General features: G+C 61.8%; 17 protein-coding genes. 8 read left to right on the top strand and 9 right to left on the bottom strand.

All coding sequences use genetic code 11. The features are described 5' to 3' along the window. Positions 1–133: 133 nt before the first annotated feature. Entirely contained in the window at positions 134–1150 is a 1017-nt protein-coding gene (locus RLEG4DRAFT_RS27645) for an NAD-dependent epimerase/dehydratase family protein (protein WP_003581755.1), read from the top strand. Between the two features lie 30 nt (positions 1151–1180). Here the strand turns inward: RLEG4DRAFT_RS27645 and RLEG4DRAFT_RS27650 are convergent, their stop codons facing one another. Together RLEG4DRAFT_RS27650 and RLEG4DRAFT_RS41030 are read right to left on the bottom strand one after the other, a co-directional pair. After that, positions 1181–1567, bottom strand: a complete 387-nt coding sequence (locus tag RLEG4DRAFT_RS27650) for a hypothetical protein (RefSeq protein ID WP_037094276.1) — start codon at positions 1565–1567, stop codon at positions 1181–1183. A 191-nt stretch (positions 1568–1758) separates the two neighbouring features. After that, the gene (locus tag RLEG4DRAFT_RS41030; protein WP_003581757.1) at positions 1759–1911 is read right to left on the bottom strand and encodes a hypothetical protein; all 153 of its coding nucleotides are present in this window, start codon (positions 1909–1911) and stop codon (positions 1759–1761) included. 393 nt (positions 1912–2304) lie between these two features. On the opposite strand from RLEG4DRAFT_RS41030, the gene RLEG4DRAFT_RS27655 reads away from it, so the two are divergent. The 6 genes from RLEG4DRAFT_RS27655 to RLEG4DRAFT_RS27680 all read left to right on the top strand — a co-directional run bounded on the left by RLEG4DRAFT_RS27655 (position 2305) and on the right by RLEG4DRAFT_RS27680 (position 8536). Next, entirely contained in the window at positions 2305–3012 is a 708-nt protein-coding gene (locus RLEG4DRAFT_RS27655; protein WP_003581758.1) for a CerR family C-terminal domain-containing protein, read from the top strand. Continuing rightward, positions 3009–4022: a secretion protein HlyD gene (gene hlyD / locus RLEG4DRAFT_RS27660; protein WP_003581759.1), complete on the top strand. Its 1014-nt coding sequence runs from the start codon at positions 3009–3011 to the stop codon at positions 4020–4022. Before RLEG4DRAFT_RS27655 ends, hlyD begins: the two co-directional genes overlap by 4 nt. Further along, on the top strand, positions 4019–5776 hold the full coding sequence (locus RLEG4DRAFT_RS27665) for an ATP-binding cassette domain-containing protein (RefSeq protein WP_003581761.1): 1758 nt from the start codon (positions 4019–4021) through the stop codon (positions 5774–5776). The genes hlyD and RLEG4DRAFT_RS27665 overlap by 4 nt, the downstream gene beginning before the upstream one ends. Further along, entirely contained in the window at positions 5773–6900 is a 1128-nt protein-coding gene (locus RLEG4DRAFT_RS27670) for an ABC transporter permease (RefSeq protein ID WP_003581763.1), read from the top strand. Before RLEG4DRAFT_RS27665 ends, RLEG4DRAFT_RS27670 begins: the two co-directional genes overlap by 4 nt. A 1-nt stretch (position 6901) precedes the next feature. Beyond that, on the top strand, positions 6902–8011 hold the full coding sequence (locus tag RLEG4DRAFT_RS27675; RefSeq protein ID WP_003581765.1) for an ABC transporter permease: 1110 nt from the start codon (positions 6902–6904) through the stop codon (positions 8009–8011). Between the two features lie 129 nt (positions 8012–8140). Then, complete coding sequence (locus RLEG4DRAFT_RS27680) at positions 8141–8536, top strand: DUF1236 domain-containing protein (RefSeq protein WP_003581767.1); 396 nt, start codon at positions 8141–8143, stop codon at positions 8534–8536. Here RLEG4DRAFT_RS27680 and RLEG4DRAFT_RS27685 read toward each other — a convergent pair whose 3' ends face one another. The 7 genes from RLEG4DRAFT_RS27685 to RLEG4DRAFT_RS27715 form a co-directional block, all read right to left on the bottom strand. Then, on the bottom strand, positions 8537–8749 hold the full coding sequence (locus tag RLEG4DRAFT_RS27685) for a hypothetical protein (protein ID WP_003581769.1): 213 nt from the start codon (positions 8747–8749) through the stop codon (positions 8537–8539). 96 nt (positions 8750–8845) lie between these two features. Next, complete coding sequence (locus tag RLEG4DRAFT_RS27690; protein ID WP_003581770.1) at positions 8846–10381, bottom strand: winged helix-turn-helix domain-containing tetratricopeptide repeat protein; 1536 nt, start codon at positions 10379–10381, stop codon at positions 8846–8848. Between the two features lie 127 nt (positions 10382–10508). Next, entirely contained in the window at positions 10509–10946 is a 438-nt protein-coding gene (locus RLEG4DRAFT_RS27695) for an EamA family transporter (protein ID WP_003581771.1), read from the bottom strand. 40 nt (positions 10947–10986) lie between these two features. Beyond that, positions 10987–12030 (bottom strand): Gfo/Idh/MocA family protein, encoded by a 1044-nt coding sequence (locus tag RLEG4DRAFT_RS27700; protein WP_003581773.1) that lies wholly within the window; start codon positions 12028–12030, stop codon positions 10987–10989. Between the two features lie 9 nt (positions 12031–12039). Continuing rightward, positions 12040–12825 carry a ThuA domain-containing protein gene (locus RLEG4DRAFT_RS27705; RefSeq protein ID WP_003581776.1) on the bottom strand — a complete coding sequence of 262 codons (786 nt, stop codon included), beginning with the start codon at positions 12823–12825 and terminating at the stop codon, positions 12040–12042. Between the two features lie 194 nt (positions 12826–13019). Continuing rightward, positions 13020–13361 carry an SMR family transporter gene (locus tag RLEG4DRAFT_RS27710; protein ID WP_003581778.1) on the bottom strand — a complete coding sequence of 114 codons (342 nt, stop codon included), beginning with the start codon at positions 13359–13361 and terminating at the stop codon, positions 13020–13022. Between the two features lie 17 nt (positions 13362–13378). Continuing rightward, on the bottom strand, positions 13379–13942 hold the full coding sequence (locus RLEG4DRAFT_RS27715; RefSeq protein ID WP_003581779.1) for a TetR/AcrR family transcriptional regulator: 564 nt from the start codon (positions 13940–13942) through the stop codon (positions 13379–13381). Positions 13943–14120: 178 nt separating this feature from the next. On the opposite strand from RLEG4DRAFT_RS27715, the gene RLEG4DRAFT_RS27720 reads away from it, so the two are divergent. Further along, a complete protein-coding gene (locus tag RLEG4DRAFT_RS27720; RefSeq protein WP_003581780.1) occupies positions 14121–14510 on the top strand; it encodes a group II truncated hemoglobin in 390 nt (129 codons plus the stop codon).

Here is a 14510-nt window from a genome sequence, read left to right on the forward strand (position 1 = left end):
GCCACTGCAGCAATGGCGGCCGCCGCCTTCTCTTTCAAAGATCTATCGACTCGGCCTCTTCTTATCTTGTAAGTGGGGTCACGCGATACGGAATCGGCTTTTGCCATCGGCAGCGAGCCGAGAGAAGGTGGGAATGCGCTACTTTATTACGGGCACAGCCGGCTTTATCGGTTTTCATCTGGCCAGGCGCCTGCTGCAGGAGGGGCACGAGGTCACAGGTTTCGACGGCCTCACTCCCTATTACAACGTCAAGCTCAAGGAGATGCGCCATGCCGCTCTCTCCCAGTTTCCGTCCTTCAAGCCCGTCATATCAATGCTCGAGGACCGCGAAGCGCTGGAGGCAGCTGTTGTCGCGGCCAAGCCGGATATCCTGATCCACCTCGCCGCCCAGGCCGGTGTGCGCTACAGCCTGGAAAATCCCGAGGCCTATCTTCGATCGAACGTCGAAGGCTCGTGGAACATCATGGAAATCGCCCGGCGCGTCGAAATCCGCCACCTGATGCTGGCCTCGACATCGTCGATCTACGGTGCCAATGCGACCGTGCCTTTCCATGAGACCGATCGCGCCGACGAGCCACTGACCATTTATGCCGCGACGAAGAAATCGATGGAACTGATGGCGCATAGCTACGCCCATCTTCACAAGATTCCGACCACGGCCTTTCGCTTCTTCACGGTTTACGGCCCATGGGGCCGGCCCGACATGGCATTGTTCAAATTCACCAAGAACATGCTCGAAGGCCAGCCGATCGAGATCTACGGCGAAGGCAATATGAGCCGTGACTTCACCTATATCGACGATCTCGTTGAGGGGATCGTCAGGCTGTCGGCAATCGCGCCTGGCGAGGATAACCGTCTCGACAACGTGGCGGTCGAAACGCTTTCGCGCCAAGCCCCCTTCCGCGTCGTCAATATTGGCGGCGGCCAGCCGGTTAGCCTGATGGATTTCGTCGAAACGGTGGAAAAGGCGCTCGGCCGTCCTGCCATCCGCAAGATGCTGGCGATGCAGAAGGGTGACGTGCCGCGCACCTTTGCGGCCCCCGATCTGCTCGTCGCGCTGACGGGTTACAAGCCGGATACGACTTTGGACGTCGGCGTCAGGGCCTTCGTCGATTGGTATCTCGACGTGCGCGGCGAACTCGACGCCTAACTTATCTGCCGAACTGTTTCAGTTAAGACGTCAGCGCAGAAGCGTCACCGCCTCTACGACGTCAATGGCAGTCGCAAACACATAGTCGACGACAACAGTCAGGCGCTGCGAATAGGCCTTGAGCTGATAGCTTTCACCTGCGACCGTGGCGGGGCTGCGCAGGACGAAAGGCACAGCTGGGCGCACGAAACCAGCGCGTGTCGTCAACGGGACCTCGGGCGAATGGCCGATGGCGGAGGTGTACATCAGGTCGCGGCCAAGGCTGGCGGGACCGATGGCGAGCGCCGGCCCGGTCGCGGCAGTGATGGTTAGAGTCAAAGCGATGGCGGCGAGAGTTTTGTGCATGTCGAAGTCCCCGTTTGCGGATCGGCGGGCTTTCGGTTCGCCCGTCTCCAAACGATCGACGCGTCTGTCCACGCTTCGGTCGCTTTCATGGGAACACTCTACACATCAGTATTTGCAGGGCTTTTAAGCGGATCAGTCAAATTTTACGAAATTTGTTTTTCTCGGAAAAGGTCTCGGAACCATGGTAAAAAATGCATTCGGCCCGCAGGCTGAGAGCGTACATCGGCGAAATACATGCCGACGAACTGACGCTGCATCGCGGTCTAGAGGACGCGATCCAGCTTCTTGTTGATATGCAGGTTCGGCATCAATCCCGCGCTCTGCGCGGCATGATAGGATTCCCGCGCCGCATCGAACGAGATCGACCACATGATGGCGCTGAGCAGCAGCGCGATAATATAAATCTGGATACGCATTGCATCCGCGATACGGAAAGAGCAAGGCAGTTTTGTGTCAAAAAATGACCGTGGAAATAGAAAAAACCGCAAAACATTTTGTTCCCCAGCGAATGGCACCAGACACATTAGTGTCGTCAAAATTAGCGATAGTGCATTGCTACCTGTTAGCAGCCGACCCCGAGGCTTGAAGAGGTCCGTCGCCACGGACCTCTTTGCTTTTTCTGGCCCACGGCAGGCAGCTGAACCAGTTGATACGATCGACGCGGAAGGCTGAGCGCAACATCAATCATCTCATCAATCTCGGCTTTAACGCCCTCTGATTGGCTAGCGATAGACCAGGCTTAACTCGGTTTGCCATTCAAAATATATCAATCGATTGACTTATTTTGTCAGCGGCGTTATAAAACTGTCATGACCCAACAACGCGACAACCAGGTTCCGCCAGCGTCAGCCCGCGCCGACATCGCGCGTCAGAAGATGCTGTCCGCTGCTCTCGACGTCTTCGGGCGCTACGGCTTCGACGGCGCCTCGACGCGCCAGCTGACCGAAGCCGCCGGCGTCAACCTGCAGGCCATCCCCTATTATTTCGGCAGCAAGGAAGGCCTTTATATCGCCACCGCCGAATATCTGATGGCCCGCATCGACACGCATGTCGGCGACATGAGGGCGCGCATCGGCGCGCATCTCCTGGCACTGGACGCCGCGAACAAGCCGCTTGCCGAAGCTGAAGCCCGTCGCTTCCTCACCGAAATTCTACAGACGATGGTGACGCTTTTCGTCGGCAAGGAATCCGAATCCTGGGCGCGCTTCCTGATCCGCGAGCAGATGGAGCCGACCGAAGCCTTCACACGGGTCTATCAGGGCATCATGCGGCCGATGATCGAGATGGGCCGGCGGCTGATCGGCGCCATCCTCGCTGAAGACCCCGCCTCCGAGCATGTACGCCTGCGCACCTTCACCCTTATCGGCAGCATTCTTGTGTTTCGCGTCACCCATGCGGCCGTCCTTGCCCAGATGGAATGGGACGCCGTCGGCCCAAAACAGGTGGAAATCTTGCGCGGCCTCGCCGCCGAACTGGTCGATGTGCTCGGCCCGTCAAAGAACGGAGGCGCAACATGAAACGCCTCCTGCCTGTCGCCCTCCTTCTCCTCGTCGCGGCAGGCGCCGCCGCCTGGTGGTACGGCCTGCCCGAAAAGCTCGGCTGGCTGCCCGAGGCCCACCGCGAATTCGTCCTTTACGGCAATGTCGATATTCGCCAGGTCTCGCTCGGTTTCCGCGTCAGCGGCCGCCTCTCCGAACTCCGAGTCGATGAGGGCGATGTGGTCAAGAGCGGAACGGTCCTGGCCAAGCTCGATGCCGCACCCTATGAATTTACCGTCCGCTCCGGAGAAGCCAATGTCGCGGCCCTTCGGGCAACGCTCGTCAAGCTGAAGGCCGGGCCGCGGCCGACCGAGATCGCCCAGGCGCGCGCCGCCTATGACGAGAGCCTCGCCGATCTGCAGAATGCCAACCTCGCTTACGATCGCGCCCGCCAGCTGCGCCCGCAGGGCACGATTTCCGAGGCAAGCCTCGACCAGGCGACCGCGGCAAAGGCGATGGCCGCCGCCCGCTCCGCCTCCGCCAACGAGGCGCTGAAGCTGCTGCAGGAGGGTTCGCGCGTCGAGGATATCGCCGCAGCCGACGCGCAGGTGAAGGCTGCCGAGGCGAGCCTTGCCTCGGCCCGCACGTCGCTAGAAGATACCGAGCTGCGCGCCCCGAATGACGGCGTCATGCTCTCGCGTGTGCGGGAAAATGGCGCGATCGTCTCGCCGGCCGATACCGTTTTCGTACTATCGCTGACCGAGCCGGTCTGGGTGCGCAGCTATGTCGCCGAACCCGATCTCGGCCGCATCCATCCCGGCATGAAGGTTTCCGTTGCCTCTGATACTGCGCCCGACAAGCCCTATGAGGGCACGGTCGGCTTCATCTCGCCGGTCGCCGAATTCACCCCGAAATCGGTGGAGACGCCGGAACTCAGGTCCGACCTCGTCTACCGCCTGAGGATCGTCATCGACAAGCCCGGCCCTGATCTGCGCCAGGGCATGCCGGTCACGGTGCGCCTTGCCTCGCCGACGGCAGAAGGACGATGACCGCCGCCGAGACCACCCCTCAGATCGATCCGGACGACAAGCCGCTCGTCCGGATCGACGGCGTCACCAAACGCTTCGGCGATGCACCCGCCGCCCTCGATGCCATCTCCGGCGTCATCGGCGGCGGCGCGATCACCGGCTTGGTCGGCCCAGACGGCGCCGGTAAGACGACGCTGATCCGTCTGATGACCGGCCTAATGCTGCCCGATGCGGGGACAGTGGAAGTTCTCGGCTTCGACACCAGGAAGAACGCCGCCGGCATCCAGGCAGCGATCGGCTACATGCCGCAGCGCTTCGGCCTCTATGAAGACCTCTCGGTGCAGGAAAATCTCGATCTTTATGCCGATCTGCGCGGCCTGGCGAAAAGCGAACGCGCCGGCGCCTTCGATGAACTGCTCACCTTCACCGATCTCAAGCGTTTCACCGGCAGGCTGGCCGGCAAACTCTCCGGCGGCATGAAGCAAAAGCTCGGCCTGGCCTGCGCGCTTTTGAAGAAGCCTCGCCTGCTGCTGCTCGACGAACCCGGGGTCGGCGTCGACCCGATCTCGCGCCGCGACCTCTGGAAGATGGTCGAGAACCTGACGAAAGAGGGCATCGGCGTGCTCTGGTCGACCGCCTATCTGGACGAGGCGGAAGCCTGCGACCATGTGCTGCTGCTCAATCAAGGAAAGCTGCTCTTCTCGGGAAAACCGCAGGAGATGACCGAGCGTGTCAATGACCGGGTCTTCAGACTATCCAATGCTACCGGCCGCCGCCGGCAGGTGCTTGCCGAACTCTTGCAGGCCGATGGCGTCATCGACGGCGTGATGCAGGGCGACGCGATCCGCCTGGTGGCGGCCAAGGACAAAAAGCCCGATATCGGCAAGGCCGGCGACGGCGCATCGCTAGCCCCGGCCCCGCCCCGCTTCGAGGATGCGTTTGTCGACATGCTGGGCGGCGGTCCCGGCAGCCGCTCCCGGCTTGCCGAGGCTCAGGAGCCGCTGAAGGCCGAGGGCGACCGGCCGGTGATCGAGGCCAAGGGCCTGACCAAGCGCTTCGGCGATTTTACTGCGGCGAACGACATCAGCTTCGATATTAGCCGCGGCGAAATCTTCGGCCTGCTCGGCCCGAATGGCGCCGGCAAATCCACCACCTTCAAGATGCTCTGCGGCCTGTTGAAGCCGACTGCAGGCGAAGGTCGCGTCGCCGGCTTCGACCTTCGCCGCGATGCCGCCGAAGCCCGCAACCAGCTCGGCTACATGGCGCAGAAATTCTCGCTCTACGGCGACCTCACCGTCATGCAGAATCTCGAATTCTTCGCCGGCGTCTATGGCCTCCGCGGGCAGCGCAAGCGCGAGCGGATCGAGCTGATGGTCAGCATTTTCGATTTCGGTCGCCACGCCCACGAACCCGCCAAGGATCTGCCGCTCGGCCTGAAGCAGCGCCTGGCGCTCGCCTGCGCCGTCATGCACGAACCGCGCGCCCTCTTCCTCGACGAACCGACCTCCGGCGTCGATCCGATCACCCGGCGCGAATTCTGGACGCATATCAATGCGCTGGTGGAAAAGGGCGTCACCGTGCTCGTCACCACCCACTTCATGGACGAGGCGGAATATTGCGACCGCATCTCGCTGATCTATCGTGGCCGCTCGATCGCGCTTGGCTCGCCGGATGAGTTGAAGGCCCAGGTCGCGACGAAAGAGCAGCCGGATCCGACGATGGAGGACGCCTTCATCGCCCTGGTGCAACAATCGGAAGCGGAGGATGCCGCATGAGCGCGTCTTCCGGCCGGATTCGGCGTCTTTCAGCCCTGGTGCGCAAAGAAAGTTTTCAGGCGATCCGTGACCCCAGCAGCATCCTCATCGCCTTCGTGCTGCCGCTGATCCTGCTCTTCCTCTTCGGCTACGGCGTCTCGCTTGATACTACCCGCACCCGCATCGGCCTGGTGACCGAGGAGATGACGCCGCTGACACAGGATCTGTCGGCCAGTTTCCAGGCCTCGCGTTATTTCGAGGTCGCCCTCGGCCGCGACCGGCGGCTGTTCGAGGAAGACCTCGTGCTCGGCAAGGTGCGCGGCATCGTCATCATCCCGGCCGATTTCACCACGGCTTACACAGCCGGCAACCATCCCGATATTCAGGTGATCGTCGACGGCTCCGACCCGAACACGGCGAATTTCGTGCAGAATTATGCGCAGGGCGCCGTCGCCAACTGGGAGCGGCAGCGGCAGGCGGACGTCGCCTCCCGTAGTCTCGCCATCTCGGTCGAGCAGCGCTTCTGGTTCAATCCGGAGCTCACCAGCCGCAATTTCCTGGTGCCAGGCTCGATCGCCATCGTCATGACGCTTGTGGGCACGCTGCTGACCTCACTGGTCGTCGCCCGCGAATGGGAGCGCGGGACGATGGAGGCAATGATGGCGACGCCGGTAACGGCGGTCGAACTGCTCGCCGGCAAGATCCTGCCCTATTTTCTGCTCGGCCTGGCGTCGATGACGCTTTGCGTGCTGCTGGCGGTCTTTCTCTTCGGCGTGCCGTTCCGCGGCTCCGTTGCAGCCCTTTATGCCTTATCGGCCGCCTTCCTGGTCCCGGCGCTCGGCCAGGGCCTGTTGATCTCGACGGCAACGAAGAACCAGTTCCTCGCCTCGCAGCTGGCGCTGATCTCGGCCTTCCTGCCGGCTTTCCTGCTCTCGGGTTTCCTGTTCGAGATCAATTCGATGCCAACCATCATCCAATGGATCACCTTCATCGTGCCGGCGCGCTACCTGATCCCCAGCCTGCAGACGGTGTTCCTCGCCGGCGACATCTGGCCGATGTTCGGGCAAGCGATAGCGGTGATGCTGACGATCGGCGCCATCATGTTCGTGCTCGCGGCCCGCAGCACCCGAAAGAGGATCGGCTGAGATGTGGACAAGACTCTACGCCCTCATCGTCAAGGAATTGCTCGCCGTGCTGCGCGATCCCAAGGGCCGCGCCATCCTGATCGGCCCGCCGATCGTCCAGCTTCTTGTCTTTTCCTATGCCGCGACGCTCGAAGTGCGCAATGTCGACGTGATGATCCTCAACCGCGACAGCGGTCATTGGAGCCAGGAACTGATCGAGCGCATCGATGGTTCGCCGACCTTCCGCCGGATCGAGATGGCGGGAAGCCAGGCGGACATCAGAAATGCGATCGATACCCAGACGGCGATTGCGGCGATAGAGATCGGCCCGGATTTCTCGCGCAGTATCGAGGCGGGAACGCCGGCTGATCTGCAGGTGGTGCTCGACGGCCGCCGCTCCAACGCCTCGCAGATCGTCGCCGGCTACCTCCAGCAGATCGGCGGCGCCCTTGCCGCCGAAACACCGGCAGGCAGAAGCGCCGGCGCCGGCATCGTCTCATCGGTGCCGCGCAACTGGTTCAACCCGAACCTCACCTACCAGTGGTTTATGGTGCCGAACCTGATCGCCAGCATCGCGCTGTTAATCGGCCTGATCGTCACGGCTTTGTCGATCGCCCGTGAGCGCGAGCTCGGCACCTTCGACCAGTTGATGGTCTCGCCGCTGCGTATGCACGAGATCCTGATCGGCAAGCTGATCCCGCCAATGATGATCGGCCTCTTCCACATCACCGTTTATATCCTCGCCGCCGTCTTCCTGTTCGAGGTGCCGCTGCGCGGCTCGCTGTTCCTGCTTTACGGCAGCGCGATCTTCTACCTCGGCTCGGTCGCCGGCCTCGGTCTCTTCATCTCAGCACTATCGATGACCCAGCAGCAGGCAATCCTCGGCGCCTTCCTGTTCATGGTCCCGGCCATGCTGCTCTCGGGCTTCGCGACGCCGATCGAGAACATGCCGGCATGGCTGCAGCCGGTGACCCTGATCAATCCGCTGCGTTATTTCCTGGTGATCGTCAAAGGCGTTTTCCTCAAGGATATCCCCTTGAGCGAGGTGGTGAACCAGACGATCCCGCTGGCGCTGATCGCCGCCGTCACTCTCAGCGCCGCCGCCTGGCTCTTCCGCCGGCGGCTGGAATAACACACCCAGAGAATGCTTCGGCCGCCTCACAGAATGTGAACCAGCCTTCCAAAGCGTGACTCTCTCTTGCCGGAACCTCGCTTAGGCGCGGTCGTTACCCAAATGCAACCCCAGCAAAGGAGAAGCAAAATGTACAAGATCCTACTTGTCTCCAGCGCCCTTGCGCTGTCGTCGCTTGCCACCAATGCTCTGGCTGACGGTGCCGTCACCGGTGCTGCCGGTGGCGCCATCACCGGCGCAATCGTCGGTGGCCCCGTAGGTGCTGCTGTTGGCGGCATAGCCGGCGGTGTTGCCGGCGCCGTCGTCGATCCGCCGCCGCGCGAGGTCGTCACCTATGTCCAGCAGCAGCCTGCTCCGACCGCATCCGTGGTGGTCGAGCAACCGATCGTCGTCGGCAAGCCCCTTCCGGCTGATGTCGTCGTGACGCCGGTGCCTGACAATCCGAAATATGCCTATACGGTCATCAACAATCGCCATGTGATCGTCGAGCCTAGCACCCACCGCGTGGTGCAAGTGATTGAATAATCAACCTGCCGAAGCCGCCTGTTGCGGCTCGGCTACCTCCGGCCCCGCTTCGGCGGGGCCTTTTTTCGCGCGTTTGCGCCAGCGGCCGGCCAGCGTGACCAGGACGGCAAGCGGTCGCGGCAGCCCAAAACCCTGCGGCGGCACCTCAATCGAGATGCGCTCGCCGTAAAGCTTGCCCTGGTTGAGCGATAGAATATGGATACTGGAAAGCATGAGCCGATCCTCCATCCGGTTCGATGGGATCAGCCTGGCCCAAGCGGCCGATTGGGTCCTTAAAGCCACGTTAAAAGCTGCAAAACTTCCAAAAGCCTATGCGCGCGCCCGCATCCCGGCGAGCGCCAGCCCTTCCAGAACCGGCGCGAAGCGCCGCGGATTCTTGGCCGCCTGACCGGCCAGGATGCTCTCCAGCGTCACATCGGGCGCGATCGCCTCCAGAGCCTGCAGGAACTGCCGCGCCTCCGTCATATGGCCGAGATGCGCGTGCGCCGCGATCAACATCCAGTAGGTCGGGTCGAAATGGGCATTAAGCGCCAGCGAGCGCGACGCAAATGAAATTGCCGCCTGGTAATTGCCGCGGATGACTTCGGCCATCGCGATGGCGGTCAGCGAAAAACGCGCATCCGGATCGCGCGGTCCGAGCCGCAGTGCACGGTGCAGGCGCTCCAGCGCGTGATCGATATCGCCGCAATGCAAGGCTGCGGTACCGGAACAGGCCGCAACGAAAAGATCATTGGGATTGGCGGCTGCGGCGGCTTCCAGCACGGCCATGCCACCTTCATAATCCTTGCCGGCCTGCACCAGCGCCATGCCGCAATGCGCCATCAGGCGAGGATCGCCGGCGCAATGCTGAAGACCGCGACGCGCAAGACTGACGCATTCCGCCGTATCATCCTCTCCGAGCCGCGGCCAGCCCATGGCGATGCGATGTTCGAGCGCCCAGGCGGCGTGCGCCAGGATTGTCGCGTTTTCCGGCTCAATGGCGAGCGCCTCACGCAACAGTGCATAGGCGACGGCATTGTTTTCGATCGACTCGTCGATAATCGCGGCAAGCGCGCGCAGATACAGATCGTAGACAGCCGGGCTGTTCGGCCGGTCGCGCCGCGACCGTTGGATTTCGGCGATTTCGATCGTCGGCTCGACGGTCGAGGCAACCCGCTCGGTAATATGGTCCTGGAAGGCGAACATGCTGCTGATGCCGTCTTCGAAATGATCGGCCCAGAGATTGGCGGCCGTCACGCCGTCGACCAGTTGCACATTGATGCGCACCTGCGCGCCATCCCGCCGGATGCTGCCTTCGAGCACATAACGCACCCCGAGTTCGGCGGCCACCTCGCGCACATCGATGCTGCGCCCCTTGTAGACGAAGGCCGAGCGGCGCGAGACGACGGAAAAGGACCGGAAGCGCGAAAGCGCGGTGATGATCTCCGTCACCACACCATCGGCGAAATAGTCCTGGTCGGCGTCGCCGCCGAGATTGACGAAGGGAAGAACCGCCACGGTCGGCGGCTGCGGCGCCACCGTCGCCATACCGGCATCCTCCTGGCGCGGCAGACGATAACCGACCCGGGGAACGGTGACGATCCAGTCCGTGCCATTGGGTCTTGCCCCGAGAAGCTTCCGGAGGGCGGCGATCTGGACCGTGAGGTTGCCTTCCTCCACCGCGAGTCCGGGCCAGGCCCGGTCTATCAGATCCGCCTTGGTGACGACGCGCCCATCGGCCTCCAACAGCAAGCCGAGCAGGGCGGCCGGCCGCGGTCCTGTCGCCACGGACTTGCCCTCCCGCCACAGGCTTGCTGTCACGGGATCAAAAAGGAACGGACCAAAGGAAAGCGCCGAGCTGCCCATGCGAAAGCATAACGCGAAAATATTGCAGACTGAAAGCGATCCGACGCGGTGCAAAGAAAAGCCGCCGTGGAAGCCAGGCCCTACGGAATTGCCGTCGCAGAAATTAGTCGCAACTTCCGACGCTGGTTCAGGCCCTGTAGGCGACGAGCACAGCGCCGCCCGCAATCAGAATGACGCCGAGCCAGTTCGGAAGCGTTAAGCGTTCGCCGAGAAACAGCACGGCAAAGACCGATACGAAGACGACGGATAGCTTGTCGATCGGCGCGACACGAGCGGCATCGCCGAGCTTCAGGGCCCGGAAATAGCAAATCCAGGATGCGCCGGTGGCAAGGCCCGAGAGGACCAGGAACAGCCAACTCCTGCTCGACACCGAGGACGGCTCCTGCCAGTTGCCTGAGATAGAAACCATCATTGCCGCCGCCAGAAGAATGACGATGGTGCGAATGAAGGTGGCGAAGTCGGAATTCACGTTCTCGACGCCGACTTTTGCGAAAATCGCCGTAAGCGCAGCAAAGCCGGCGGAAAGAAGCGCCCAAAGCGGCCAGCTTGTCAGAAGGCTCTTCATGCGGCGTTCCTTGCCCTATTACACATCATCCTAAGGCAGATCAGACCTTCAGCTCGCGCCGCTCACGCTCGGTCACCATGGCGAGGTCGAGCACCTTCTGCAGGTTGGCGGCGTGGCGGAAGTTCGGGTCGGGCTGAATGCCAGTTGCGACGGCCTCGGCAAAACGCTCATAATTGGTTGCCACCGGTTCAACCTCGATCTCAGTCCAGGTGGCCGTTTCGACACCCTCACCGAGGCAGCCGTGCAGCTCGGAACCGCCGGGACGATGGATCACCTCGAGGCTACCCCTCTCGCCATAAATGCGCAGCTTCAGCTCGTTCAGATGGCCCGTCGCCCAGCGGCTGGCATGGATGACGCCAAGCGCGCCATTGGCGAAATCAACCGACATGGTGAAACTGTCATTGGCATCGAGCAGATATTCGCCGATCTGGCCGCCCGGCGCCTTGTTGAAGGTCTTCAGCCGCGCAAAGACGTGGTCGATGTCGGTCGCCGCACCATAGGCGGCAAAATCGAGAATATGGATGCCGACGTCGCCGAGCACGCCATTCGAGCCGTGGCCGGTAGACAACCGCCACAGCCAAGTCGATTCCGTCCGCCAATCGCCCCAGGCGCGCGACACCAGCCAGCTCTGGAGATAGGAGGCTTCCACATGCCTGATCGTGCCGAGTTCGCCTGATAGCACCATCTCGCGAGCGCGCTGCAACGGCGCGACATTGCGATAGGTCAGATTCACCATGTTGATGACGCCGGCCTTTTCGGCCGCCTCCGTCATCTCCAGCGCCTTGGCATAGTTCTCCGCCAGCGGCTTTTCGCAGAACACATGTTTGCCCGCGGCAATCAACGCCATCGTCGTCGGGTGATGGATCCGGTCGGGCGTGACGTTCGTCGCCGCATCGAATTCACCCCAGGCGATCGCCTCCTCCAGTGAAAGAAACCGCTTCTCGATGTTGAACTTGTCGGCGAATGCCGAAAGCCGCTCGGGATCGGTGTCGACGGCGCCGACCACCGTCACGCCGTCGATGAGCGGGAAGCGGGCGAGCTGGTTTTTCGCCATCACCCCCGTGCCAAGAACGAGTAGTCGCATGGATGCTCCTCAGCGGTAACCGGCTTCGCCGGCTTGGTGCAGTCTCGGGCCGCGTTCGACGATCGGCTCCAGTGCCTTTTCTACCGGCACATTTGGTGCGTCGGTAATACTCGTCAACGATCCCTCAGGGTTATAAGCCCACTTCACGCCGTTGATCAGCACCTTCTGGACATTGGCGTCGTGATAGGTCGGATAGGTCTCGTGGCCGGGGCGGAAATAGAAAATGTTGCCGGCGCCGCGCCGCCAGGTCAGGCCCGAGCGGAACACTTCGCCGCCCTGGAACCAGGAGATGAACACCGTTTCCAGCGGCTCCGGCACCGAGAATTGCTCACCATACATTTCTTCGTTTTCAAGCTCGAAATGCTCACCGATGCCTACGGCGATCGGATGTCGCTGATTGATCGTCCACAGACGCTCGCGCTCGCCCGCCTCGCGCCATTTCAGCGCGCAGGGCGTCCCCATCAGCCGCTTGAAGATCTTGGAGAAATGACCGGAATGCAACACGAGCAGGCCCATGCCTTCCCAGACGCGCTTGGCGACACGCTCGACGACGACGTCGGAGACCGCGCCATGATCCTTGTGGCCCCACCAGGTCAGCACGTCGGTTTCGGCCAGGCGGGCTTCGCTGAGACCGTGTTCCGGCTCCTGCAGCGTCGCGGTCGTCGCCGAGATACTAGGATCAGTATTCAGCGCGTTGGCAATCGTCGCATGCATGCCTTCCGGATAGATGCCCCGGACGATTTCATTGGTATTCTCGTGGATATTCTCTCCCCAGACGACGGTGCGAATGGCCATGATGTGCTCCTGTAGAACCTGGAAGTATCGATAGGCGGGAAAGCAGAAAATTCAAAGCGCTTTGGAAAACGGCGCCGGCTGCGCCTCAGTCTCCTCCACGTCCAAGCAACACATAGTCCTTTGTCAGGAATTTGACAAAGGGGAAAATCTCTCAGATGAAGTGTGAAAGAGTCCTGGAAAATATTGCAGCAATATCAATGCGAAACGGATTTCGAGAACAGGTTGACGACGACCACGCCTGATATGATCAGTCCGAGCCCGACGACTGCCGGCAGGTCGAGCCGCTGCTTGAAGAATATCAGCCCTACCGAGGAAATCAGCACGATTCCCAAAGCGCTCCAAATCGCATAGGCGATGCCGACGGGAATGCTCTTCAGCGTCAGCGACAGGCAGTAGAAGGCGGCCGCATAACAGGCGACGACAAGCGCCGTCGGCCCGATGCGGGTAAATTGCTGCGACAGCTGCGGCGCGGTCGTACCGATGACCTCGAGCACGATGGCGGCAAACAACAGCCCGTAGACGGCAGCCTGGCTCATGGCGAAATTCCTTCGGATTATTTCCCGGTCAGTTCGATAAGGCGATCGATCAGATCCCGTCTCACGACGCCGTCGATATCATGGCTTTCCAACGTATCTGCGAACCACAGCCCGTCGGCGGCGAAACGCACGACCTGTGCGTCGAGGGAGGAGTCGGTGCCGATATATTCCTCCGCCCGCGCCTGCACCCATTGGCGCCAGCGAAGACGCAGCCGGGGTTCGGCAAGAAGCGCGATCGTCACCTGCGTCCAGCTCCTGGAATCGTCGGGACGATCCTTGAGACCGGATACCGCCCTGACATAAGCGCGGGTGAAGCGGCCCTGCGGCAGCGGATCGCCGCGCATCAGCTCCTCGATGTCAGCGTCGAACTTTTCAAGCAGGCTCTCGAACAGCGCATCAAGCAGCGCATTCTTGGTCGGGAAGTGATGCAGCAGCCCACCCTTGCTGACGCTGGAGGCGGTCGAGACCGCATCGAGCGTGACCGCGGCCATGCCTTCGCTGGCAGCAAGGCGCGCGGCGACATCCAGCAATTGCTGGCGCACGAGAGCGGGCTGTTTCTTGCGATGGTGAGCGTTGGACATGGCTTACAAAGATACCGTCCGGACGGTTTTGTCAAGAAGAATCGGCTGAACGCCCTGCGATCCCGACATTATGCGCGAGATGCCGCGGCAGGTTTATGACAGTTGCGATCATTTTCCATCAGGTGCATGAAGGATCGGGGAATGGCGTGAGCAATGGGATGGCATCGGGGATGGTTTCGTGACGGAAAAGGTCACCACACTCTATGAAGCGATCGGCGGCGATCCCGTCGTGCGGGCGCTGACGCACCGCTTCTACGCGCTGATGGATACGCTGCCGGAGGCAAGCAATGTGCGCGCCGTGCACCCGCCGAGCCTTGAGGGCAGCGAAGAGAAATTTTACGAATATATGAGCGGCTATCTCGGCGGCCCGCCGCTTTATACCGACAAACGCGGCCATCCGCGCCTGCGCAGCCGCCACTTCGTCGCCGAGATCGGCCCTGTCGAGCGCGACGAGTGGCTGCTCTGCTTCCGTCGCGCCCTTGATGAAACGATATCAAGCCAGGCGTTGCGCGATCTGATCTGGGCGCCGGTCGAACGGCTCGCCTATCACATGCAGAACAAGGAATAA

The organism is Rhizobium leguminosarum bv. trifolii WSM2297 (assembly GCF_000271845.1).

Bases quoted from the DNA above. Each gene is read 5' to 3' on its own strand.
- RLEG4DRAFT_RS27645 (WP_003581755.1), top strand. From the start codon at position 134: ATGCGCTACTTTATTACGGGCACAGCCGGCTTTATCGGTTTTCATCTG.
- RLEG4DRAFT_RS41030 (WP_003581757.1), bottom strand. From the start codon at position 1,911: ATGCGTATCCAGATTTATATTATCGCGCTGCTGCTCAGCGCCATCATG.
- RLEG4DRAFT_RS27655 (WP_003581758.1), top strand. From the start codon at position 2,305: ATGACCCAACAACGCGACAACCAGGTTCCGCCAGCGTCAGCCCGCGCC.
- hlyD (WP_003581759.1), top strand. From the start codon at position 3,009: ATGAAACGCCTCCTGCCTGTCGCCCTCCTTCTCCTCGTCGCGGCAGGC.
- RLEG4DRAFT_RS27665 (WP_003581761.1), top strand. From the start codon at position 4,019: ATGACCGCCGCCGAGACCACCCCTCAGATCGATCCGGACGACAAGCCG.
- RLEG4DRAFT_RS27670 (WP_003581763.1), top strand. From the start codon at position 5,773: ATGAGCGCGTCTTCCGGCCGGATTCGGCGTCTTTCAGCCCTGGTGCGC.
- RLEG4DRAFT_RS27675 (WP_003581765.1), top strand. From the start codon at position 6,902: ATGTGGACAAGACTCTACGCCCTCATCGTCAAGGAATTGCTCGCCGTG.
- RLEG4DRAFT_RS27680 (WP_003581767.1), top strand. From the start codon at position 8,141: ATGTACAAGATCCTACTTGTCTCCAGCGCCCTTGCGCTGTCGTCGCTT.
- RLEG4DRAFT_RS27685 (WP_003581769.1), bottom strand. From the start codon at position 8,749: ATGCTTTCCAGTATCCATATTCTATCGCTCAACCAGGGCAAGCTTTAC.
- RLEG4DRAFT_RS27690 (WP_003581770.1), bottom strand. From the start codon at position 10,381: ATGGGCAGCTCGGCGCTTTCCTTTGGTCCGTTCCTTTTTGATCCCGTG.
- RLEG4DRAFT_RS27695 (WP_003581771.1), bottom strand. From the start codon at position 10,946: ATGAAGAGCCTTCTGACAAGCTGGCCGCTTTGGGCGCTTCTTTCCGCC.
- RLEG4DRAFT_RS27700 (WP_003581773.1), bottom strand. From the start codon at position 12,030: ATGCGACTACTCGTTCTTGGCACGGGGGTGATGGCGAAAAACCAGCTC.
- RLEG4DRAFT_RS27705 (WP_003581776.1), bottom strand. From the start codon at position 12,825: ATGGCCATTCGCACCGTCGTCTGGGGAGAGAATATCCACGAGAATACC.
- RLEG4DRAFT_RS27710 (WP_003581778.1), bottom strand. From the start codon at position 13,361: ATGAGCCAGGCTGCCGTCTACGGGCTGTTGTTTGCCGCCATCGTGCTC.
- RLEG4DRAFT_RS27715 (WP_003581779.1), bottom strand. From the start codon at position 13,942: ATGTCCAACGCTCACCATCGCAAGAAACAGCCCGCTCTCGTGCGCCAG.